This is a genomic window from Xanthomonas arboricola pv. juglandis, assembly GCF_905367715.1.
Taxonomy (GTDB): domain Bacteria; phylum Pseudomonadota; class Gammaproteobacteria; order Xanthomonadales; family Xanthomonadaceae; genus Xanthomonas; species Xanthomonas arboricola.
In genome coordinates, this window is sequence record NZ_HG999362.1 from 1,761,896 (window position 1) to 1,783,529 (window position 21,634).

Genomic DNA, 21,634 nt, shown 5'->3' on the forward strand with positions numbered 1-21,634 from the left:
CCCGGAGGCCCCCGGGGCAAGACGCTCAGCACCGATCAGACGCCGGGAACGCCGCCTTTAACGATTCCCGAATCCCGACTCCCCAATCCCGGCCTCACCGATACCCCGCCGCCTGCAACTCGAACAGCTCCGCATAGCGCCCGCCCTGGGCCATCAGCTCGGCATGGGTGCCGTTGGCTTCGATGCGGCCCGCGGCCAGCACCAGGATGCGGTCGGCCATGCGCACGCTGGAGAAGCGGTGCGAGATCAGCACCGCGGTGCGGTTGTCGGACAGTTCCTTGAAGCGCTGGAACACCTCGAACTCGCTGCGCGCGTCCAGGGCGGCGGTGGGTTCGTCCAGGATCATCAGCTGCGCATCGCGCATGTAGGCGCGCGCGATGGCGATCTTCTGCCATTGCCCGCCGGACAGGTCCACGCTGTTCTTGAAGCGGCGCCCGACCAGTTGGTCGTAGCCATCGGGCAGGCTGTCGATCAGCTCGCCGGCCATCGCACGCTGCGCAGCGGCGCGGATGCGTGGCGCATCGTCCATCGCATCGACCTGGCCGACACCGATGTTCTCGCCCACGCTCAGGTGATAGCGCACGAAGTCCTGAAAGATCACGCCCAGGTTGGCGCGCACATCGTCCAGGTCGTAGTCGCGCAGGTCGCGGCCATCGAGCAGGATGCGGCCTTCGTCCGGGTCGTACAGCCGCGCCAGCAGCTTGACCAGGGTGGTCTTGCCGGCGCCGTTTTCGCCGACCAGCGCCAGCACTTCGCCAGCACGCAGTTCGAAATCCAGATGCCGCACCGTCCACTGTTCGGCATCCGGGTAGCGGAAGCCCACGTCCTCGAACACGAAGCCCTGGCGGATCGGTCGCGGCACCGGCAGCGCGTTCGGGCGCGAGCGGATCTCCGGCACGATGTTGAAGAACGAATACAGATCGTCCAGATACAAGGCCTGGCCGGCGACCTGCGAGAACCCGATCAGCAGACCTTCGAGCAACTGGCGCAGGCGCAGAAAACTGCCGGCCAGGAAGGTCAGATCGCCGATGCTGAAATCGCCGCGCACGGTGCGCCAGGCGATGTAGCCATAGGCCATGTAGTAGCCCAGGGTGCCAAGCGCAGCCAGCAATGCGCCCCACAACGCACGCTTGCGCGCCAGCGCGCGGTTGGCCTGGAAGAACTTGTCGGCCAGCCGGCGATAGCGCGCGATCAGGAAGCGGTGCAGGTTGAGGATCTTGACTTCCTTGGCGGTCTCGACGCTCGCACCGACCTGGCGCAGGTAGTCGAGCTGGCGCCGCTCCGGCGTCCACTGGAAGTTGAGCGAATAGCCCAGCGCATTGAAATGCGCCTCGCCGATGAAGGCCGGGATCAGTGCGATCGCCAGCAGCAGGATCAACCACGGCGCATACACCACCAGGCCCACCGCCAGGCTGACCACGGTGATGGCGTCCTGCACCTGGCCGAACAGCTGGCTCATCAGGTTCATGCGGTTCATGGTCTGGCGCCGCGCACGATCCAGCTTGTCCTGCCGGTCGGGGTCTTCGAAATCCTCCAGATCCAGCTGCGCGGCGTGCTCCATCAGGCGCACGCTGGCGGCGTTGTTGAACAGCTCCGACAACAAGGCATCGGCGTAGCCGACCAGCCGGCCGAGCAGGTCCGAGCCGATCGCCAGGGCCAGTTCCAGCGCCAGCAGTTCCAGCAGCCGGTTCAGCCGGCCGCTGCCCAGCGCCTGCGCCAGCGAGTCGAAGGCCGGCGGTTGACCGACCAGGTGGATGGCCTCGTCGATGATCAGTTTGCCGATATACAACGAGGCCACCGGCATCAACGCGCGCAGCACGCGCAGGCCGATGCTGCTGGCGCTCAGCCAGCGGCTGGTCTGCCAGATCTGGCGCAGGAACGGCGGGAGGTTGCGCAGCGCATCCAGGCGCTCGCGCAGGGTGGGGCCGGTACGGGGAGCGGCAGGCGCAGGGGCGCCGGAACGGGAGGCTGACATCGGCTTAGTGTGCAGCGTCACGCGTCGGCGCGGGGTGTTGGAGGTGCGCCGCGCCCACGGCGGCATTGGCGCGCCGCTGCCGACTGCACGCGTGCAAGCAACGTGGTCGCTTGCCTGTAGCGCGCCAATACCGCGGGGGCAGCCCCCGCGTGCGATCGCAGGCCCGATCAATCGCCTCGATTGACGCAACGCCCGGACACGCCGGGAGTTTCGACTAAAATGGCCGGATTGCCCCCGCCAGCCGTAGAGCCAGCCGTGACCTCGATCAAGCAGGAAGACCTCATCCAGTCCGTCGCCGACGCGTTGCAGTACATCAGCTACTACCACCCGGTCGACTACATCAGGAACCTGTCCGCTGCCTACGAGCGCGAAGAGTCGCCGGCGGCCAAGGACGCCATCGCGCAGATCCTGATCAACTCGCGCATGTGCGCCGAAGGCCATCGCCCGATCTGCCAGGACACCGGCATCGTCACCGTGTTCCTGGAGATCGGCATGCAGGTGCGCTGGGACGACGCCACGATGGGCGTGGAAGACATGGTCAACGAAGGCGTGCGCCGCGCCTACAACCACCCCGACAACAAGCTGCGCGCCAGCGTGCTGGCCGATCCGGCCGGCAAGCGCACCAACACCCGCGACAACACGCCGGCGGTGGTCAACACCAAGATCGTGCCCGGCCACCATGTCGAAGTGATCGTCGCGGCCAAGGGCGGCGGTTCGGAGGCCAAGAGCAAGTTCGCCATGCTCAACCCGTCCGACTCCATCGTCGACTGGGTGCTCAAGACCGTGCCGACCATGGGCGCCGGCTGGTGCCCGCCGGGCATGCTCGGCATCGGCATCGGCGGCACTGCCGAAAAGGCCATGCTGCTGGCCAAGGAAGCGCTAATGGAGCCGATCGACATCGTCGACCTGCAGGCGCGCGGTGCGTCCAATCGCGCCGAAGAGCTGCGGCTGGAACTCTATGAAAAGGTCAACGCGCTCGGCATCGGCGCGCAGGGCCTGGGCGGCCTGACCACGGTGCTGGACATCAAGGTCAAGGATTACCCGACCCACGCCGCCAACCTGCCGGTGGCGCTGATTCCCAACTGCGCGGCCACCCGCCATGCGCACTTCACCCTGGACGGCAGCGGCCCGGTGATGCTGGACCCGCCGTCGCTGGAAGACTGGCCCAAGCTCACCTACAACCCGACCAACGCGCGCCGGGTCAACCTGGACACCATCACGCGTGAGGAAGTGGCCAGCTTCAAGCCGGGCGAGGTGGTGCTGCTCAACGGCAAGCTGCTGACCGGCCGCGACGCTGCGCACAAGCGCATGATCGACATGCTCAACAAGGGCGAAACCTTGCCGGTCGACTTCACCAACCGCTTCATCTACTACGTCGGCCCGGTCGACCCGGTGCGCGATGAAGTGGTCGGCCCGGCCGGCCCGACCACCGCCACACGCATGGACAAGTTCACCCGCCAGATGCTGGAGCAGACCGGCCTGCTGGGCATGGTCGGCAAGTCCGAGCGTGGCGATGCGGCGATCGAGGCGATCCGCGACAACAAGGCCGTGTACCTGATGGCGGTCGGCGGCTCGGCGTACCTGGTGTCCAAGGCGATCAAGGCCGCACGCGTGCTCGCATTCGAAGACCTGGGCATGGAGGCGATCTACGAATTCGAGGTCAAGGACATGCCGGTGACCGTGGCGGTGGATTCCACCGGTGAATCGGTGCACAAGACCGGCCCGCGGCAATGGCAATCGCGCATCGGCAAGATTCCGGTCGTGGTGGAATAAGTAACCCTGGAACGGCGACGCACTTGCACTGCGTCGCCGTTTTCAGTTTGGGCGCTGCGCGTGCCTGCTGTTCGCACGCGTTGCCTATGTGCTGGAAAAAACGCCTGCATGCGTGTCCCACGTAGGGTGGCGGGACGGCCCAACAGGAACTGGCTATGCTCGGGGCGTACATGCCGGCACCCTCAGGAGAACAGGAATGCTCCGTCTCGTCTGCCTCGCCTTCCTGGTGTGCGCCAGCCTGCCTCTGGCAGCGCAACAAAAGACCCAGCCCACCGTGCTGTTTCCGTCCGGCAACTATGCGCCGCAACCCACCGCGCCAGTACCGTTTGCCGAGAAAAAGCCGCTCAAGCCCAGCGACACCGCAACGCGCTTCAACGGCCCCTCGGCGATGGAGCGCTGCATCGCGCAGTGCAACCGCCGCGACGCGCAGTGCGCCGCCGACCGGCCCAGCGAAAGCAGCTGCCGCATGGCGGTTGCACCACGCGGAAAGAGCTGCGATTCAATCCAAAATCCGGCGCAGCGGGCCAATTGCATGGCTCAGGTGTTCGATTGCACGCAGCAGAGCGATGTCAATCGCTGTGAACCCCGCAAGCTCGCCTGCTTGCGTTCCTGTACCAACTAAACGAAGGAGTTTGCATGACCACCACGCTGTACCACGCCCCCAGCACTGCCGCACTGGTTGTGCATTGGTTGTTGATCGAACTGGAGGTGCCGCACGTGCTGCATCCGCTGGACTTCGACCGGCGCGAGCAGAAATCGCCGCAGTATCTGGCGCTCAACCCGGCCGGCGTGGTGCCGACACTGGTGCTCGACGGACACGTGCTGACCGAGGCGGCCGCGATCGTGCTGCATCTGGCTGACCTGCATCCGCAGGCCGGGCTGGCACCCCCAGTCGGGACCCCCGAGCGCGCGGCGTACTACCAGTGGATGTTCTTCTGCGCCAACACCTTGCAGCCGGCGTACCGGGCCTGGTTCTATCCGGACGAGCCGGCCGGCGCCGCGCACGGGGATGCCGCGCAATCCCAGGCACGCGCCAGACTGGAGGCGGCCTGGGCGCGGGTCGATGCACACCTGCAGGCCAATGGCCCGTATCTGCTCGGGCAGACCCTGTCGGCGGCCGATTTCATGCTGACCATGATGATGCGTTGGTCGCGCAACATGCCCCGGCCCAGCGACACCTGGCCGGCCTTGCAGGCGCATGCGCAGCGAATGAAAGCCCGCCCGGCATTTCAGGAAACCTATCGCCGCGAAGGTCTGACGGACTGGACCTGAACCGAAGGGCGCGGGCCGCGAAATCGTGTCGACACAAGCTCCAGTCGCGCCGTGGTGACGCGCCTGGCGCGGTGTACGATCGCCAGACAACCAGAGAGCAGGGACTCGTCCATGTCGCATTCCGCATCCCGTCGAAAACTGCTGCAATGTGCCTGTTGTGCGCCGATCGCGGCCGCCGCCGCGTCACTGCCGTTCGCCGTCGGCGCGGCGCCGTCGAAGAAGACCGATCTCAATGCCGAGCAGGCATTGCAGGTGCTGCGTGACGGCAATGCCGCCTTCGTGGAAAACCGCCCCAAGAAGGTCATTTCCGACAGCAAGCGCCGTCTGGAACTGGCGCTGGGGCAGACCCCGTTCGTGATTCTGGTGTCGTGCTCGGATTCGCGCGTGCCGCCGGAACTGCTGTTCGGCCGCGGCCTGGGCGAGATGTTTATCGTCCGCAATGCCGGCAATACCGTCGACACCACGGCACTGGGCTCGATCGAATACGCGGTCAGCCAGCTCGGCGTGCCGCTGGTGGTGGTGATGGGCCACGAGAGCTGTGGCGCGGTCGCCGCGGCGGTGTCGGTGGTGGAGAAGAACGCATTCTTCCCGGGCGCGATCGGCGCGATGATCGAACCCATCGTCCCGGCCGTGCTGACCGCCAAGAGCAAGGGCGGCGACGACCTGTTGGCGGCCTCGGTCAAGGCCAACGTCAAGCGCACCGTCGACCGCCTGCGTGGCGCGTCCGAGCCGGCGCTGCTCGAACCGCTGCGCGCAGGCAATGTCCGCGTGGTCGGTGCGTACTACACCTTGAAAGACGGCAAGGTTGATTTCTTCGACGTCTGATCGCTGCCAAAGCCGTTTCATGAAGACAGCGCAGGATGATCTCCTGCGCTGTCTTTTTTATATGAGCGGAGGGTGCGGAGCAGCCTAGCTGTCAGCGCTGCAGAACTTGGAGCGACTATCAAACTGCTGCGCTTACCGCCAGGCAGGCGTGAGCCGTGTCCGGAACCTGCATGCCACGCATGCACTACGATTCCTGCGCGCCCAGCTGACGGCTGCTTGCTACGTTTTGCCGCTCCAAGCTGCAAGTCCACAAGTAAAAAAGCCGGCATGCGCGCATGCCGGCTTTCAATATTTTTCGACCTTGCTCAACGCAGCGGTGCGTTGTGCTTAGAACCACTCCAGCAACGACACGCCCAGGCCGATGTAGGTGGCCTTGTGGTTGTAGTCGATCAGGCTTTCGCCGTAGCCGTCGAACACCTGCACGTGACCACGCAGCAGGTTGGTGATCGGGAAGCCGTAATCCAGCTGCACCGAGCCATGCGAGCGGTCGCCGCCGCGCAGCGAATGCCGCGCGATCAATGCCACTTCGTGCCCGTCCTTGTTGTAGACCAGGGTGGCGTCGCCACGGCCCATGTAATCCTCGATATCGGGATTATTGTCGTCGGCGCGGTCTTCCTTGATGCGGAACCACGGGCGCAGCGTCAGTGCCCAGTTCTCGCGATCCAGCCCGATGTTGAGGATGACCCGGTTCCAGGAGCGCGACAGCGGATCTTCGCGTCCGTTGGACATGTGGTTGATGCTGATGCCGCTCATGCGGCCCTTCCAGCCAAACAGGCTGTAGTTGTTGCGGAACACCAGCATCGCTTCCGGCTCGTAATTGGTTTCGCGGAACGGGCGCGAGGCATCGGTGTTGTAGGCCTGCCAGCGCGAGCTCTGGGTGTAGCCCATCCAGATGTCGCCGTTGTCGCCGAACAGATCCTCGACCACCTTGGTCTTGAAGCTGAGCTGGAACTTCAGTTCGGTGCTGTCCAGTTGCTGCGGGGTGGACACCGAGTTGGCCGGGTTCGGCGACTGCGGGGTGCGGTTGGAGTCGCTGGTCCAGAATGCCGGCAGCAGATACACCGGCTTGTAGCCGCGCAACTGGAAGGTGCCCAGCTTGGAGTCCTTGGCCAGCTCCCAACGGCGGTCCAGCAAGGAGCCGCGGCCGGCATTGGCGACCGCCTCGGCCTTGGGCTGATCCTGGCCATCGGCACGGAAGAAGTCGCCGACGCGGCTGATGGCACGTTCGTCCTGCGGCTTGGACTCTTTCTGCTTGGCGATCTGCGCGGCGGCATCGGCCTCGGCGGTCAGCTGCGGGGTATAGCCCAGCGCCTGGTCGTAGCAGGCCAGCCGTGCCGCATCCGAGGTGACGGAAGTGCAGGCCTGCGGCGAGGCGGGGGTAGGGGCGATTTCCTGTGCGTGCGCCAGCGGCGCGGCCGCCAGGGCAATCAGCATCAAGGGACGGGTGCGGTGCTTGGACATGGGCAGTCTGGCCGAATAAAGGCGCCAGGCAGGCGCGTCAGATGCGAAGCTTAACGGTCGCGCCTGCATACGCGGTGTGTACACGGTGGCATAACATCCGGGCGGTACCTGCAGTCGACAGCTGTCCGCGACCGTGTGGGCGGCTGGGGTTATCGTCGTCCAGGCGATCAACCGACCCAATCAGCCTCGTTGAGCGCTGGAAATCCGCTAGAAAAACCAGGCGATGGCGAACACGCCCAGCATGCACAGGCCCAGTGCCAGCTTGGTGGCGGTGCCGAACACGATGCCCAGCCAGGTGCCGAAGCCGACCTTGGTGGCCTGGTCGGATTTGCGGGTCTGCCAGTATTCGCCGAGCCACGCGCCGGCGAACGGCCCGACGAACAAGCCGATCGGCATGAAGAAGATGCCGACGACCGAGCCGATCACCGAGCCCCACAGTGCCGCCTTGCTGGCGCCGACCCGCTGGGCGCCGTACACAGTGGCAAGGAAGTCGATCGCAAACGACAACGCCGTCATCAGGCCCAGAATCACCAGCGCCACCCAGCCGACGTGGGCAAAGCCATCGGCCCAGGCGGCCACCAGCAGCCCCGCGAACACCAGTGGCAGGCCTGGCAGCGCCGGCAGGACGACTCCGGCAAGGCCGATCAGGACCAGCACGCCAGCCAGGATGTAGTAGACGACGGTGGTATCCATGATGTTTAAAAATGTCCTGTTTCAGGCTTGACAAAATTGCGCAAGGGCTGCTTGAAAATTCGTTTGGCGCGGGTTAAGTTGCCAGCGCTGCTGTTTGCAACGGTCACCGTGAATCGTGGCCTGATGCGGTAGATCGTTCGATCCGCTACATCCTTGTACCTCGCTTCCTCCTTGCAATCACAGCCACCACCGTCAGTCCATCACAGTGTCGTAGGGAGTCAGTCGAGATGTCCAATATCGAACGCGAGAATGGTGTCGTGAAGTGGTTCAACGATGCCAAGGGCTTTGGCTTCATCAGTCGCGAAAACGGCGAGGACGTCTTCGTCCATTTCCGTGCGATCCAGATCCAGGGCTTCAAGAGCCTCAAGGAAGGCCAGAAGGTCAGCTTCACCGTCGTGCAGGGACAGAAGGGCCTGCAGGCCGATGCGGTGCAGGTGGTCTGAGCGCGGCGCAACACCGCGGCCATCGCGCAGACAGCAGAAAGGCCCGTCGCCGGGCCTTTCTGTCATTCGCCAACACTGGCGAATCGAACGTAGCGAGCAGTGGTCAGGCGGGCACGAAGAGATCGAAGCACACGTGGATGCATGTCGATTCCGGGCGCCGACTGCGCCGGCCTGACGGTGAGCGCAGTGGTTTTCCTGGCCGCTACTGGTAAGCGCGCCGATCAGCGCAGCACGACCTTGCCGTTGATCACGCGCACATAGGCGTTTTCGCGCACGCCAGCCAGGTCGCGCTGGTTCACCACGATCACGCGGCCGTCGTCCATGCGCACCTGCACATCGAAGCTGTCGCTGGTGACGTTGTTCTGGATCGCATTGCCCGCCAGCGCGCCGGCGGCGGCACCGGCCACGGCCGAGACGTTCTTGTTGCCCTTGCTGCCACCGGTCTCCTTGGAGATCTGGCGACCGGCCACCGCGCCGACGATGCCGCCGAGCACCGCACCGGTGCCGGTAGGAGCGCTGCGGGTCGGGCCGACTTCATCGATGCGGGTCACGATGCCGCAATCCACACAGCGTGCCTGCGGCTGCGAATAGCCCTGATCGTAGCCGCGGTCGCCGCGGTAGCTGCCGTACTGGGGCTGGGAGGTGGCGCAGCCAACCAGCGTTGCGGTTGCAGCCAGGCCAATGACGAGCAGTCGGGTCTTCATGAGGTCTCTCCGGGGTGGTTCGAAAAAGCGGTCAGGGCCGCGGCGACGTCATCCTGTGTTGGTCAGGGTGAACGGTCTGCCAACTGGATCACTCCAGGCTTAACGAAACCCGAGCGTGTTGTTCACTACCGCTGCCTTGCGCGTCGATGCGGAGGTGCGATGGCGGGTCAGCGGAAGTCGCGATGACAGGCCTCGCAGGCGTCATTGATCTGTGGCCTGAGTGCGGCAAGCGCGGCGCAATCGGCTGGGGGCGTGCGCCGTGCCTGGTCCAGGACAGTGCGCAGGGCGCTGGCATGCTCGCCGAAGCGGCGGTCCTCGCCGATGTCTGGAAAGGCCGGCTCCAGTTCGTCGGCAAGCAGGCGCAACGATTGCAGTCGCGCTCGCTGGCGTGTGGAGTTGCAGCCACCATCGGTATCGGGTTGCAGGGCGCGCAGCTGGTAAGCCATCACCTGCATCAGGCTGTCCGGCACCGGGTTGCGTCTGGCCTGCAGCACGCGCGCCACCATCACCGTGCACACCAGCCCGATCAGGATGCCCAGCACCAGCAGGAAGGCATAGCGGGACGCGCGCGATTGTTCGGTGGGCGAGGCGGGCATGGACGGAACTCCGGTGGACGCGGACATCAGCATGTCGATGGGCGCGGGCTGAGCGGCGCGCGTAAAATAGGCCGATGAAAGCACAATGGCGTGAACGCTTTGCCGGTATCGACCGGCTGTACGGAGTCGGCACGGTGGAGCGGCTGGCTGCCTGCCGCGTGGCGGTGGTGGGGATGGGCGGCGTGGGCTCGTGGGTGGTCGAGGCGCTGGCGCGTACCGGCGTCGGCCATATCCGCCTGATCGATGCCGACGACCTGTGCGTGTCCAACACCAACCGGCAACTGCCGGCGCTGGCCGGGCAGTACGGACGCAACAAGGCGCGCGCGATGGCCGAGCGCTGCGTGGCGATCAACCCGGAAATCGAAGCCGATGCGGTGGAGTCGTTCCTCACCGCCGGCAATATCGAACAGCTGCTCGGCGATGCGTTCGATCTGGTGATCGATGCCTGCGACAGCTTCCGGGTGAAGGTGGAAACCATCGCCTGGTGTCGCCGACGCAAGTTGCCCTTGCTGACGGTGGGCGCCGCTGGCGGGCGCACCGATCCCACCCTGGTGCGGGTACGCGATGTCTCGCGCACCGAACACGACGCGATGCTGGCGCTGATCCGCAAGAAGCTGCGCAGCGAATTCAACTTCCCCAAGAATCCGCAGCGCTATTTCGGTGTGCCGGCGGTGTACTCGCTGGAGAACGTCAAATACCCGCAGGCCGATGGCAGCGTCTGCGGCATCCGTCCGCAGCTGGATGCCGACGCCACGCTCAAGCTGGATTGCGGGGCAGGGCTGGGCGCAGCCACGCATATCACCGGCACCTTTGCGTTTGTCGCGGTGGGCAAGGCGCTGGAGATGTTGCTCAAGCCGAAGGTGGCTGCTGCCAAGCCTGTTGCCGAGGCTGCCTCGGCGGGGTGAGTGCGCGTGTTGCCGCTTCGTGCGGCAACGGGCAGTGCGCTCAGCCCGGCAACCCGAACAACCGCCGCGCGTTGGCGCTGGTCTGCGCGGCGATGTGCTCGGCCGCCTCGCCGCGTAGCTGTGCGATGCAGTCCAGCACCGTGCGCAGGTAGGCCGGCTCGTTGCGTTGGCCGCGGATGCTGGCGTCGGGCTGATCCGGCGCATCGGTTTCCAGCAGCAGCCACTCCAGCGGCATCGTTGCAGCCAGGCCGCGCAGGCGATTGGCACGCGGGTAGGTCACCGGGCCGCCCAGGCCGATCATGAAATCCAGCTTCCACAATTGCTGCGCCTGTTCGGGGCTGCCGGCAAAGCTGTGCACCACACCACGCAGGCCGCCCACGGCCTTGATGCGGGCGATGACCTCTTCGGTGGCGCGCCGCGCATGCACGATCAGCGGCAGCTCGAAGCGCTTGGCCAGCTGCAGTTGCCCGTCGAAATAATCGCGCTGCATCTGCGCGTCCAGCCCGTCCAGATAGAAGTCCAGCCCGCACTCGCCAATGGCGCAGGGCCGCTCGCGCTCGATCCACTCGGCCAGCAGCTCCAGGTGTTCGGGACGGTGCTGATCGAGAAAGATCGGGTGCAGCCCGTAGGCGGGATGCAACCCGGGGGCCTGGGTGCAGACGGAGCGCAGCGCCGGCCAGCTGGCGGCGGTGATCGCCGGGATCACCTGCTGCACGACACCGGCCGCCTGCGCGCGCGCGATCACCGCGGCGCGGTCGTGGTCGAACTCGCCGGCATCCAGATGGCAGTGGCTATCGACCAGCTGCATCAATCGTGACGCACCGGCGCGGGCAGCGGTGCCTTGCGGGTCTTCCAGTTGGCCAGCAGCAGCGTGGTCAGGCCGAATAGCAGCTCGTCCAGGAACGGGATCGGGTCCGGGAGCACCAGGTCGACCAGAAACAGCGCCGCCGCCAGCTTGAACAAGGTGGGGTAGCGCAGCTTGCTGGCCCAGTCCAGGGCGCGCGAGGTAACGGGATTGCGCATGCGGATGCTCCGGCTGTTAGCAGTGCATGAAATAACCGCTAGCTGAACTTAACTGCGGCGTTCATGAGCGAGGGCGTTTTTGTTCAGGGTTCGCGTGCTGGAATCACGCCGTCAACAACGCGGCGTGTCCGCACGGAGCTGGATCATGAAGAGCAATACGACAACTATACTGGTCGCTGCTGGTGCGTTGCTGGTTGGAGGCGTGGCTACGGCCGCCTTCATGAATAATCGCCCGTCGTCCGGCGATTTCGTCGCCAACGGCGAGCCGGCACCGCGTGGTCTGGAATATGCCGACGTGGTCAAGGTCGCCCCGATCACCGAGCGCGAGCCGCAGTACGCGCAGGTCGTCAACAGCGCGGCCATCCGCGAAACCACCACCAGCTCCTCGCCGCGCGAAGTCTGCCGCGACGTGGTGGTGCAGGAACGTCTGCCCGAGCGCGATGGCAATGTCGGCGGCACCGTCGCCGGTGCGGTGATCGGCGGTCTGCTCGGCAACCAGGTCGGCGGCGGCAACGGCCGCAAGCTGGCCACGGTGGCCGGTGCGGTCGGTGGCGGCATGGTCGGTAATCGCGTTGACCGCAACCATGTCGGCGGCCGCGTGGTGGATCGCACCGAGCGCCAGTGCCATACCGAAAATGCCAATTCGCAGTCCTCGCGCGTGGTCGGCTACGACGTGACCTACCGCAATGCCGACGGCACCACCGGCACCATGCGCATGGACAGCAAGCCGGGCGAGCGCATCTCGCTGGGCGATGCGGACAACGTGGTGGCCTACGACGTGACCTACCGCTACGACGGTTTCGAGAAGACCGTGCGCATGAACGACAAGCCGGCCAGCGATCGCCTGCCGGTGGTCGACGGTCAGCTGGTGACCCAGACCGCTTCGACCGCCGGTGACAGGGGCGTTCGTGTGGATGCGGGCAGCACGCGTCAGTAAACCGCTGGCAGCGATCCGCGCAGGATCGCTGGTTGGCAAGAAAGGAGCCGGCATTGCCGGCTCTTTTCGTTTCCAGGCACTGGTGACGACGTCCGTGCGCTGAACAGGTCGCCGCCATGTTCGGCCGGCAACTGGCTGATAATCGCCACTTCTCCTGCAGCGGAAGCCGACATGCCAGTGCGTCCCGATGATCTGTTCGATGTACGTGCGCTGCTGACCGACGAAGAGCGGGCAGTGCAGGATGCGGTGGCGCGCTTCACCGATACGCGGGTGCTGCCGGCGATTGGCGATGCCTTCGACGCAGGGCGCTTTCCGCGCGAATGGGTACCGGAACTGGCCGAGCTCGGCCTGCTGGGCGCCAGCCTGCCGGTCCGCGATGGCGGCGCGGGCCTGGGCGCGGTGGCGTACGGATTGATCTGCCAGGAACTGGAGCGCGGCGACAGCGGCCTGCGCAGCTTCGTCAGCGTGCAGTCCTCGCTGTGCATGTACCCGATCCATGCCTACGGCAGCGACGAGCAGCGCCAGCGCTGGTTACCGGAGATGGCCGCCGGCCGTCTGATCGGCTGTTTCGGGCTGAGCGAAGCGCAGGGCGGCTCGGATCCGGCCGCGATGACCACGCGTGCGGTGCGGCAGGGCGACGGCTGGCGCTTGAACGGGGCCAAGATGTGGATCACCAACGGCAGCATTGCCGGCCTGGCGATCATCTGGGCGCATACCGATGACGGCGTGTGCGGCTTTCTGGTCGAGACCGGCAGCGCCGGCTTCAGTGCGCAGGACATCGCGCACAAGATGAGCCTGCGCGCGTCGGTGACCTCGGGCTTGTTCCTGGACAACGTCTACGTGCCGGAGCAGATGCGCCTGCCGAACGCGGCCGGTCTGAAGGCGCCGCTGGGGTGCCTCAATCAGGCGCGCTATGGCATCGCCTGGGGCGCGATCGGCGCGGCGGTGGCCTGTCTGCGCGAGGCGCTGGCCTACAGCGGGCAGCGCATCCTGTTCGGCCGGCCGCTGGCGGCCACGCAGAGCGCGCAGATCAAGCTGGCCGACATGGCGCGGCGGATTTCCACCGCGCAGCTGCTGGCGCTGCAGCTCGGGCGGCTGAAGCAGGCCGGCCAGCTGCGGCCGGAACAGATCTCGCTGGCAAAGTGGAATAATTGCCGCATGGCCCTGGATGTGGCGCGCGAGTGCCGCGATCTGCTGGGCGCGGCCGGCATCACCACCGAACATGTGGCGATCCGGCATGCGCTGAACCTGGAATCGGTGATCACCTACGAGGGTACCGAGACCGTGCATCAGTTGGTGGTCGGGCGTGCGCTGACGGGACTCAATGCGTTTTGACGAGGAGTGGGTGTTGATCGACAGGGATGGGAAGCGACGTCTGCGTGGCGTGTTCTGGATGAGTTGCGTGCTGGCGGTGGTGGCGAGCGTGATCGCACCGGCACAGGCCAGCGAGGCGCCGCGCATGGCGCCGCCACCGGCCTGGGTCATTGCCGATGCGGTGCCCGACAAGGTGCCCGGTGCCAGCGGGCTGCGCTATGAACTGGTGTCCGACCAGGTCGATCTGACTGGCGCGGCGCCGCAGGCGTATCGCCGCCTCAGTTACACCGTGCAGCGTGCGAAAAGTCTGGACGAAGCCGGACAGATCTCCATCGATTACCAGCCGCAGTACCAGCAGCTGGCGCTCAACAGCCTGGAGGTCTGGCGCGACGGCAAGCGCATCGACATGCGCAAGCAGGCGCACTATGCCCGGTTGCGCCGCGAAAGCGGACTGGAAGACGGTTTGATCGATGGCGCGCTGACGCTGTCGATCACCTTGCCGGACCTGCGCGTGGGCGACCGGGTCGATTACGGCGTGACCATCACCGGCAGCAATCCGGTGTTCGGCAAGGGCTATTACGACGTATTCGATGCGCGCTACGGCGTACCGCTGGGCGAGCGCCGGGTGCGCGTGCGGCATCCGGCCGGCATGGGATTGCAGTGGCGGGTGACTGCGCCCGGTTTCAGCCGCGACGTCAGCCGCACCGGCGATGTGGCGACACTGGACATCGCCGCACGCGACCTGCCCGCCGTGCAGGAAGAAAAGGACACCCCGGAGGATGTCGATCCGTATGGCCGGATCGAAGTCTCCACTGCCGGCAACTGGGCGGCAGTGGCGGCATGGGCAGCGCAGCTGTATCCGCACGCGTTCAAGGACGCGCGCGTTGCCGACGGGATGGTGCAGAACCTGCAGCTGCGCCGCGACGACCCGCAGGGTGCACTGCTGCGTGCAGTGGCCTTCGTGCAGGGCGAGATCCGCTACGTCGGCCTGGACATGGGCGAGAACTCGCACGCGCCGCATACGCCGGAAGTGACGCTGCGCAATCGCTACGGCGACTGCAAGGACAAGGCGACGCTGTTGATCGCGCTGCTGCAACTAGCCGGCATCCGCGCCGAGCCGGTGCTGGTGAGCAGCGACAAGGGCCACGGGCTGGATCTGCGCTTGCCCAGTCCCTACGCGTTCGACCATGTGGTGGTGCGCGCGCACCTGCCGCAGGGCGAGGTATGGGTGGATGCCACGCGCGACCGCGAAGAGGGCCCGCTGGCGCAACGCCGGCCGTTGCCGTTCGTGCGCGGCCTGCCGGTCGTGGCCGGGCAGCGCGACCTGGTGGCGGTGCCATCGCCGATGCCGACGCTGCCGCAGGTCGAGGTGGACGAGGAGATCGTGATCTCGCTGCGCAAGCCGCAGCGTGTGGCGACCTTCACCGTGGACACGACGTATCGCCAGGGACGTGGCGAGCGCGTGGCGACCAGCTTCGACGACAACGGTGCGCAGGCAGTCGGCGAGCACTACCTGGAATTCATGCAGCAGTACTACACCGCGCTGACGCAGGTCGGCGTGCCGACCATCGACGCGGCCGATGTGTTGAACGTGCGCACGCACGAGGCCTACCGTCTGGAGTGGCCGACCGACGAGGGCGACGCGCTGGGCTTTCCGCTGTTCCAGCTCGGCGAATGGATGGACGCCCTGCCCACCACGGCGCGCAAGAGCCCGCTGGCGCTGGGCGGCCCGCGGCTGGCGCGGCAGACCGTGCGGGTGCGGGTCGACCCGGCGGTGCGGGTGGAAGCCGATACGCAGGTGGTCGCCAACCCGTGGTTCCGGTTCTCGCGCACGGTCTCCACGCACGAAGGACGCATCGTCATCGTCGGCGAGTGGCAGCGCCTGTCCGACCGCATTCCCGCCAGCGGCGTGAAGCGTGCAGCCGCCGACATGGAGCGTGCCCGCGACCTGCTGTACTTCAATCACGACCTCAAGCCACACCCGCGCAGACAGCCGCTGGAGATGCACGTCTTCGTCTATCCGCTGGCCGCGCTGCTGGCGCTGATCGTGTTGGTGCTGGCATGCCTGGCCTGGTGGCGCGGCGGTGGCTTGGGCGGGATGCTGTTCGATCCGCACACCGTTGCGCAGCGCCTGCACATGCAGGCCGGCGCGCGCTGGAGCGCGTGGTGCGTGTTCGGCCTGATCCTGGTGCTCTCGAGCTGGATGTGGGTGTCTCCGCAGCCGTTGTGGGTGCACGCCATCGCCGTGGCGATCATGCTGGCCATTGCGCTGGTGGGCTGCGTGTCGCTGCAATGGATGCTGCGCTGGATGGGCGGCACTGCGGAGTTTGCGGTGTTGCTGCCGGCGCTGCTGGGCAGTGCCTTGCCCTGGCTGGTCTGCCTGCTGGCGGCACTGGCCGCGGTTGGCGGCGATATCGTCCTGTTCCGGACCGGTGTGCACGATCCGGCCGGGCTGGCGCAGGTGGCCATGGCGGTGCTGATGCTGCTGCTAGGCGGGCTGTGGTGGTCGATCGCCGCGGTCCAGGCGGTTGCCGGTGCGACCGGCTGCGCACGGGCGCGGGCCTTCGGTGCGCTGGCGTTGACGTTGTCGGTGCTGGGCATGCTGGTCGCCGTGCTGGGTGTGCCGGTGGCGCTGGTGGTGATGCGCTGAGCCGCGCTGCCGGCAGCGCAGGCAACCGCGGCCACGCCTTGCAGCAGAATCGGTGCAGGGCTTTGCAAAGACCCCCGGGGCTGTGACACTGCCAGCCCCTCGTTGCTGCCGCGGAGCCAGCTTGATGTCGACCGTGCGTCCCCCGTTGACCGTCCATGGCATGTCCAGTTCCGGCAACTGCTACAAGGTGCGCCTGCTGCTGGAGCAATTGGGCAGCCGCTATCACTGGGTCGAGGTCGACAGCGCCGCAGGTGAAACCCGCACGCCCGCGTATCTGGCCAAGAATCCCAACGGCAAGGTGCCGATGGTGGAGCGCGACGACGGCCGCGTGCTGACCGAATCCAACGCAATCCTGTTCTGGCTGGCCGAAGGCACGCCGTATCTGCCCACCGACGCGTGGCAGCGCGCGCAGGCCTTGAGCTGGATGTTCTTCGAGCAATACAGCCATGAGCCATATGTGGCGGTGGCGCGGTTCATCAGCCTATGGACGCCGCGCGATGCCGTGCGCCGCGCCGAACTGCCGCAGCTGCGCGCCCGCGGCGAGCAGGCGCTGGCCGTGATGGAGCAGCACCTGCAGCAGCACCGCTGGTTTACCGGCAACGATTACGGCATCGCCGATATCGCGCTGTTTGCCTACACCCATTGCGCCGAGGACGGCGGCTTCGATCTGGAGCGCTGGCCGGCGATCGGTGCCTGGCTGCAGCGCGTGCAGGCAGTGCCCGGTTTTATTGCAATGCCGGCGCCTGCACCCGGCACGGTGACGGCATGAGCGGCATGCGCTGCCGGCAGGAGCACTGACGATGTGCGGATTGGCTGGACTGCTGCTGGCCTCGCCACGCATGCATGGCGAACAACTCGATGCGCTGGTGCGGCCGATGGGCGCCGCCTTGCGTCATCGCGGCCCCGACGATGCCGGCACCTGGTGCGATGCGCAGGCCGGCGTGGCGCTGGCGCATCAACGCTTGAGCATCCTGGATCTGTCGCCGCTGGGCCATCAGCCGATGCGCTCGGCCGATGGCCGTTATGTGCTGGCCTATAACGGTGAGATCTACAACTTCGCGCAGCTGCGCGCGGCGCTGTCCGCACTCGGGCACCGCTTCCGTGGTCATTCCGATACCGAAGTGCTGTTGGCGGCGGTGGTGGAGTGGGGGCTGGACGACACCCTGACCCGCTGCAATGGCATGTTCGCGCTGGCATTGTGGGACGAGCGCGACAACTGCCTGTATCTGGCCCGCGACCGCGTCGGCAAGAAGCCGCTGTACTACGGCTGGGCCGGCGACACCCTGGTGTTCGGCTCCGAACTCAAGGCGCTGTGGCAGCACCCGGACTTCGATAACGGGGTCGATCGCAATGCGCTGACCTTGCTGCTGCGGTTGGGCTACATCCCGGCGCCGGCCTGCATCCACGAGCGCACCTTCAAGTTGATGCCCGGGCGGGTGCTGCGGCTGGATGCGCAGATGGTGGCGGCCGGCGCGGCGGCGCATCGGCCGGACCAGGCGCAGCAGCCGTTCTGGAACGCGCGCGAGGCGATGCAGCGCGCGCTGGCGGCGCCGTTCACCGGTAGCGATGCACAGGCCGAGGAGCAGCTCGACGCCGTGCTGCGCGATGCGGTGGCGCTGCGCATGGTGGCCGACGTGCCGGTGGGCGTGTTCCTGTCCGGCGGCACCGATTCGTCGATCGTCACCGCGATGATGCAGGCGCAGAGCAGCCAGCCGGTGCATACCTTCAGCATCGGCTTCGAAGGTTCGCATCACGACGAAGCGCCGCTGGCGCGCGAAGTGGCTACGCATCTGCACACCGACCACACCGAGCTGTATGTCAGCGGCGCCGACGCGCTGGCGGTGGTGCCGACCCTGCCGGACATGTTCGACGAGCCCTTCGCCGATGCCTCGCAGGTGCCGACCGCGCTGGTCGCACGGCTGGCGCGCGGCGGGGTGACGGTGGCGCTGTCCGGCGATGGTGGCGACGAGTTGTTCTTCGGCTACGGCCGGTACCAGCGTGCGCTGCGCAACTGGCGCATGCACGGGCTGGTGCCGGGGCCGCTGCGGCGCTTGATGGCGCTGGCGGCACGCCGCAACGGCGAGTCCTCGCGCACCGGCGGCCTGGCCGCGCTGGTGGCCGAGGCCGGCGCACGCGGCATCGGCGACATCTACCGCAACCGCATCTCGCGCTGGCGCGATCCGGCCGCGGTGGTGCTGGGCGCCACCGAGCCAGACAGTTTCTACAGCCTGGCCGACCCACTGCACGGTTCCGGCACGCCGGCCGACGCGATGATGCTGGCCGACTTTGCCGCCTATCTGCCCGACGATCTGCTGTGCAAGGTGGACCGCACCACGATGGCGGTGGGGCTGGAAGCGCGCGCACCGCTGCTGGACTGGCGGGTGGCCGAGTTCGCCTGGTCGCTGCCGCTGTCGCTGAAGTACCGCGACGGGGTCAGCAAATATCTGCTCAAGCGCGTGCTGTGCCGCTATCTGCCCGACCCGATGGTCTACCGCGGCAAGCGCGGCTTCGGCGCGCCGGTCAGTGCCTGGCTGCGTGGCGACCTGCACGGCTGGGCCGACGATCTACTGGCGCACGCCACGCTCGAGCGCGACGGCGTGTTCGCCGCCGACACCGTGGCCGGGCTGTGGCGGGACTTCAACGGCGGCGAGCGTAAATGGCATACGCACCTGTGGACGGTGCTGATGTTCCAGGCCTGGCAGGTGCATTGGCGCACCCAACGCGCCGCGATCGGCCGCTGAGGCAACCGCGCTTCACCGGGTATGAGCGCCAGGCTCACTAGAGTCGGGCGCTGATTCCCCCAATGGAGCGTTCCCCATGAGCAAGATCACCATCGCCGTGCTGGTCGGCAGCCTGCGTGCCGCGTCCTACAACCGCCAACTGGCGCATGCGCTGGAGCATCTGGCCGGCGACAAGGCCGTGTTCGAGTATGTGGAGATCGGCGACATCCCGCTGTACAACCAGGACCAGGATGGCGATTACCCGGCAGAGGGCACGCGGCTGAAGCAACAGATCCGGTCGGCTGACGCGGTGCTGTTCGTCACCCCGGAGTACAACCGCTCGATTCCCGGCGTGCTCAAGAACGCCCTCGATACCGGCTCGCGCCCCTACGGTGACAGCGCGTTTGCGGGCAAGCCGGCTGCCGTGGTCGGCATCTCGGTCGGGGCGATCGGCACCGCCACCGCGCAGCAGCACCTGCGCAATGTGCTGTCGTATCTGGACATGCGGGTGCTTGGCCAACCGGAAGTCTTCCTGCAGTACAAGGACGGCCTGTTCGGTGCCGACGACCAGGTCGCCAACGCCGACAGCCGCAAGTTCCTGCAGGGCTTCGTCGACGCCTTCCTGGGCCTGGTCGAACAGTCCAAGCGTTGAGTTGACCACAGCGGCGTTGGGCCTGGAGACAGCCGCCAACCGGCACCGGTGACGCGGTGCAAACCCCGGCGCAGCAAGCGTCTCGGCGGTTGCGACAGCGGTCGCGTAGAACGGTGATGCACCGGCTGTCCACCAGTTATCCACAGAGTTGTGCATGGTCGTCGGCGCCGCCGATGACTATGCTTCCTGCCCTCGTCTCCCTCGCGTCAGGTCTGTTTGTCCATGTCCGCTCGTCCTGGTTTCCGTTCCAAGCGCAATCGCGATCGCGACGACGACGATTACGATCGTCCCGAGCCGCGGCTTGACCAGTTGCGGGTACCGCCGCATTCGGTCGAGGCCGAGCAGGCCGTGCTCGGCGGGTTGATGCTGGCGCCGGATGCGTTCGACCGGGTCAATGACCAGCTGACCGAAAACGACTTTTACCGCCGCGATCACCGGCTGATCTACCGTGCGATTCGCGAACTGAACGAGAAGGACCGCCCCTTCGATGCGGTGACCCTGGGCGAGTGGTTCGAATCGCAGGGCAAGCTGGAGCAGGTCGGCGATGGCGCCTACCTGATCGAGCTGGCCAGCACCACGCCTTCGGCAGCCAATATCGCCGCATATGCGGAGATCGTGCGCGACAAGGCGGTGTTGCGGCAGCTGATCGAAGTGGGCACCACCATCGTCAACGACGGCTTCCAGCCGGAGGGGCGCGACAGCGTGGAGTTGCTGTCGTCGGCGGAAAAGGCGGTGTTCAAGATCGCCGAGGCCGGCGCGCGCGGGCGCACCGACTTCGTGGCGATGCCGGGCGCGCTGAAGGACGCCTTCGAGGAATTGCGCAGCCGTTTCGAAAACGGCGGCAACATCACCGGCCTGCCGACCGGCTACAACGATTTCGACGCGATGACTTCCGGTCTGCAGCCGACCGACCTGATCATCCTGGCCGCGCGTCCGGCAATGGGCAAGACCACGTTCGCGCTGAATATCGCCGAATATGCCGCGATCAAATCCAAGAAGGGCGTGGCGGTATTCTCGATGGAAATGTCGGCATCGCAGCTGGCGATGCGCCTGATCTCGTCCAATGGCCGCATCAATGCGCAACGCCTGCGTACCGGCGCGCTGGAAGACGAGGACTGGGCGCGCGTGACCGGCGCGATCAAGATGCTGAAGGAAACCAAGATCTTCATCGACGACACGCCGGGCGTGTCGCCGGAAGTGCTGCGCTCCAAGTGCCGCCGACTCAAGCGCGAGCACGACCTGGGCCTGATCGTCATCGACTACCTGCAGCTGATGTCGGTGCCGGGCAACAGCGAAAACCGCGCGACCGAAATTTCGGAAATCTCGCGTTCGCTCAAGGGCCTGGCCAAGGAGCTCAACGTGCCGGTGATTGCGTTGTCGCAGCTCAACCGCTCACTGGAAACACGGACCGACAAGCGCCCGGTGATGGCCGACTTGCGCGAATCCGGCGCGATCGAGCAGGACGCGGACATGATCGTGTTCATCTATCGCGACGATTATTACAACAAGGAAAATTCGCCGGACAAGGGCCTGGCCGAGATCATCATCGGCAAGCACCGCGGTGGACCGACCGGGTCGTGCAAGCTCAAGTTCTTCGGCGAATACACCCGGTTCGACAATCTGGCCCACGATTCGGTGGGCAGTTTCGAATAAACCTCCTGCGTGATGCCGGGCGGCAATCCGTCGCTGCG

General features: G+C 66.4%; 20 protein-coding genes. 13 read left to right on the plus strand and 7 right to left on the minus strand.

Annotation, left to right across the window (positions count from 1 at the left end; genetic code table 11):
- Positions 1-94: 94 nt before the first annotated feature.
- Positions 95-1,975 carry an ABC transporter ATP-binding protein gene (locus tag KHN93_RS07540; RefSeq protein ID WP_046342193.1) on the minus strand — a complete coding sequence of 627 codons (1,881 nt, stop codon included), beginning with the start codon at positions 1,973-1,975 and terminating at the stop codon, positions 95-97.
- 255 nt (positions 1,976-2,230) lie between these two features.
- On the opposite strand from KHN93_RS07540, the gene KHN93_RS07545 reads away from it, so the two are divergent.
- From KHN93_RS07545 to KHN93_RS07560, 4 genes are all read left to right on the plus strand, one after another.
- Positions 2,231-3,748 carry a fumarate hydratase gene (locus KHN93_RS07545; RefSeq protein WP_039528185.1) on the plus strand — a complete coding sequence of 506 codons (1,518 nt, stop codon included), beginning with the start codon at positions 2,231-2,233 and terminating at the stop codon, positions 3,746-3,748.
- A 196-nt stretch (positions 3,749-3,944) separates the two neighbouring features.
- Positions 3,945-4,370, plus strand: a complete 426-nt coding sequence (locus tag KHN93_RS07550) for a hypothetical protein (protein WP_212579351.1) — start codon at positions 3,945-3,947, stop codon at positions 4,368-4,370.
- A 14-nt stretch (positions 4,371-4,384) separates the two neighbouring features.
- Positions 4,385-5,020, plus strand: coding sequence for a glutathione S-transferase family protein (locus KHN93_RS07555; RefSeq protein WP_212579352.1), 636 nt, complete (start codon positions 4,385-4,387; stop codon positions 5,018-5,020).
- 186 nt (positions 5,021-5,206) lie between these two features.
- Complete coding sequence (locus KHN93_RS07560; RefSeq protein ID WP_024938923.1) at positions 5,207-5,845, plus strand: carbonic anhydrase; 639 nt, start codon at positions 5,207-5,209, stop codon at positions 5,843-5,845.
- Positions 5,846-6,172: 327 nt separating this feature from the next.
- Here the strand turns inward: KHN93_RS07560 and KHN93_RS07565 are convergent, their stop codons facing one another.
- Positions 6,173-7,306, minus strand: coding sequence for a phospholipase A (locus tag KHN93_RS07565; RefSeq protein WP_016902704.1), 1,134 nt, complete (start codon positions 7,304-7,306; stop codon positions 6,173-6,175).
- A gap of 207 nt (positions 7,307-7,513) precedes the next feature.
- Positions 7,514-7,999 carry a DUF456 domain-containing protein gene (locus tag KHN93_RS07570; RefSeq protein WP_016902705.1) on the minus strand — a complete coding sequence of 162 codons (486 nt, stop codon included), beginning with the start codon at positions 7,997-7,999 and terminating at the stop codon, positions 7,514-7,516.
- A gap of 227 nt (positions 8,000-8,226) precedes the next feature.
- Here KHN93_RS07570 and KHN93_RS07575 point away from each other — a divergent pair, with 227 nt between their 5' ends.
- Positions 8,227-8,442: a cold-shock protein gene (locus tag KHN93_RS07575; protein ID WP_003483561.1), complete on the plus strand. Its 216-nt coding sequence runs from the start codon at positions 8,227-8,229 to the stop codon at positions 8,440-8,442.
- A gap of 221 nt (positions 8,443-8,663) precedes the next feature.
- Here the strand turns inward: KHN93_RS07575 and KHN93_RS07580 are convergent, their stop codons facing one another.
- Together KHN93_RS07580 and KHN93_RS07585 are read right to left on the minus strand one after the other, a co-directional pair.
- Positions 8,664-9,146, minus strand: a complete 483-nt coding sequence (locus KHN93_RS07580; protein WP_212579353.1) for a glycine zipper 2TM domain-containing protein — start codon at positions 9,144-9,146, stop codon at positions 8,664-8,666.
- A 167-nt stretch (positions 9,147-9,313) separates the two neighbouring features.
- A complete protein-coding gene (locus KHN93_RS07585; protein WP_212579354.1) occupies positions 9,314-9,742 on the minus strand; it encodes a hypothetical protein in 429 nt (142 codons plus the stop codon).
- A 74-nt stretch (positions 9,743-9,816) separates the two neighbouring features.
- On the opposite strand from KHN93_RS07585, the gene KHN93_RS07590 reads away from it, so the two are divergent.
- Positions 9,817-10,647 (plus strand): tRNA threonylcarbamoyladenosine dehydratase, encoded by an 831-nt coding sequence (locus KHN93_RS07590; RefSeq protein WP_047124233.1) that lies wholly within the window; start codon positions 9,817-9,819, stop codon positions 10,645-10,647.
- 40 nt (positions 10,648-10,687) lie between these two features.
- Here KHN93_RS07590 and KHN93_RS07595 read toward each other — a convergent pair whose 3' ends face one another.
- On the minus strand, positions 10,688-11,455 hold the full coding sequence (locus tag KHN93_RS07595) for a TatD family hydrolase (protein WP_167704288.1): 768 nt from the start codon (positions 11,453-11,455) through the stop codon (positions 10,688-10,690).
- Positions 11,455-11,670 carry a DUF6116 family protein gene (locus tag KHN93_RS07600; protein ID WP_065050408.1) on the minus strand — a complete coding sequence of 72 codons (216 nt, stop codon included), beginning with the start codon at positions 11,668-11,670 and terminating at the stop codon, positions 11,455-11,457. The genes KHN93_RS07595 and KHN93_RS07600 overlap by 1 nt, the downstream gene beginning before the upstream one ends.
- Positions 11,671-11,815: 145 nt before the next feature.
- On the opposite strand from KHN93_RS07600, the gene KHN93_RS07605 reads away from it, so the two are divergent.
- The 7 genes from KHN93_RS07605 to KHN93_RS07635 all read left to right on the plus strand — a co-directional run bounded on the left by KHN93_RS07605 (position 11,816) and on the right by KHN93_RS07635 (position 21,596).
- Positions 11,816-12,607, plus strand: coding sequence for a glycine zipper 2TM domain-containing protein (locus KHN93_RS07605; protein ID WP_006451921.1), 792 nt, complete (start codon positions 11,816-11,818; stop codon positions 12,605-12,607).
- A 171-nt stretch (positions 12,608-12,778) separates the two neighbouring features.
- Positions 12,779-13,942, plus strand: a complete 1,164-nt coding sequence (locus tag KHN93_RS07610; protein ID WP_047124235.1) for an acyl-CoA dehydrogenase family protein — start codon at positions 12,779-12,781, stop codon at positions 13,940-13,942.
- 58 nt (positions 13,943-14,000) lie between these two features.
- Complete coding sequence (locus KHN93_RS07615; RefSeq protein ID WP_212579617.1) at positions 14,001-16,571, plus strand: DUF3857 domain-containing protein; 2,571 nt, start codon at positions 14,001-14,003, stop codon at positions 16,569-16,571.
- A 124-nt stretch (positions 16,572-16,695) separates the two neighbouring features.
- Positions 16,696-17,340 carry a glutathione S-transferase family protein gene (locus KHN93_RS07620; protein ID WP_212579356.1) on the plus strand — a complete coding sequence of 215 codons (645 nt, stop codon included), beginning with the start codon at positions 16,696-16,698 and terminating at the stop codon, positions 17,338-17,340.
- Positions 17,341-17,371: 31 nt separating this feature from the next.
- Positions 17,372-19,312 (plus strand): asparagine synthase (glutamine-hydrolyzing), encoded by a 1,941-nt coding sequence (gene asnB / locus KHN93_RS07625; protein WP_212579357.1) that lies wholly within the window; start codon positions 17,372-17,374, stop codon positions 19,310-19,312.
- A 76-nt stretch (positions 19,313-19,388) separates the two neighbouring features.
- On the plus strand, positions 19,389-19,943 hold the full coding sequence (locus KHN93_RS07630) for an NADPH-dependent FMN reductase (RefSeq protein ID WP_212579358.1): 555 nt from the start codon (positions 19,389-19,391) through the stop codon (positions 19,941-19,943).
- Between the two features lie 222 nt (positions 19,944-20,165).
- A complete protein-coding gene (locus KHN93_RS07635) occupies positions 20,166-21,596 on the plus strand; it encodes a replicative DNA helicase (RefSeq protein WP_047130779.1) in 1,431 nt (476 codons plus the stop codon).
- The last annotated feature ends 38 nt before the right edge of the window (positions 21,597-21,634 follow it).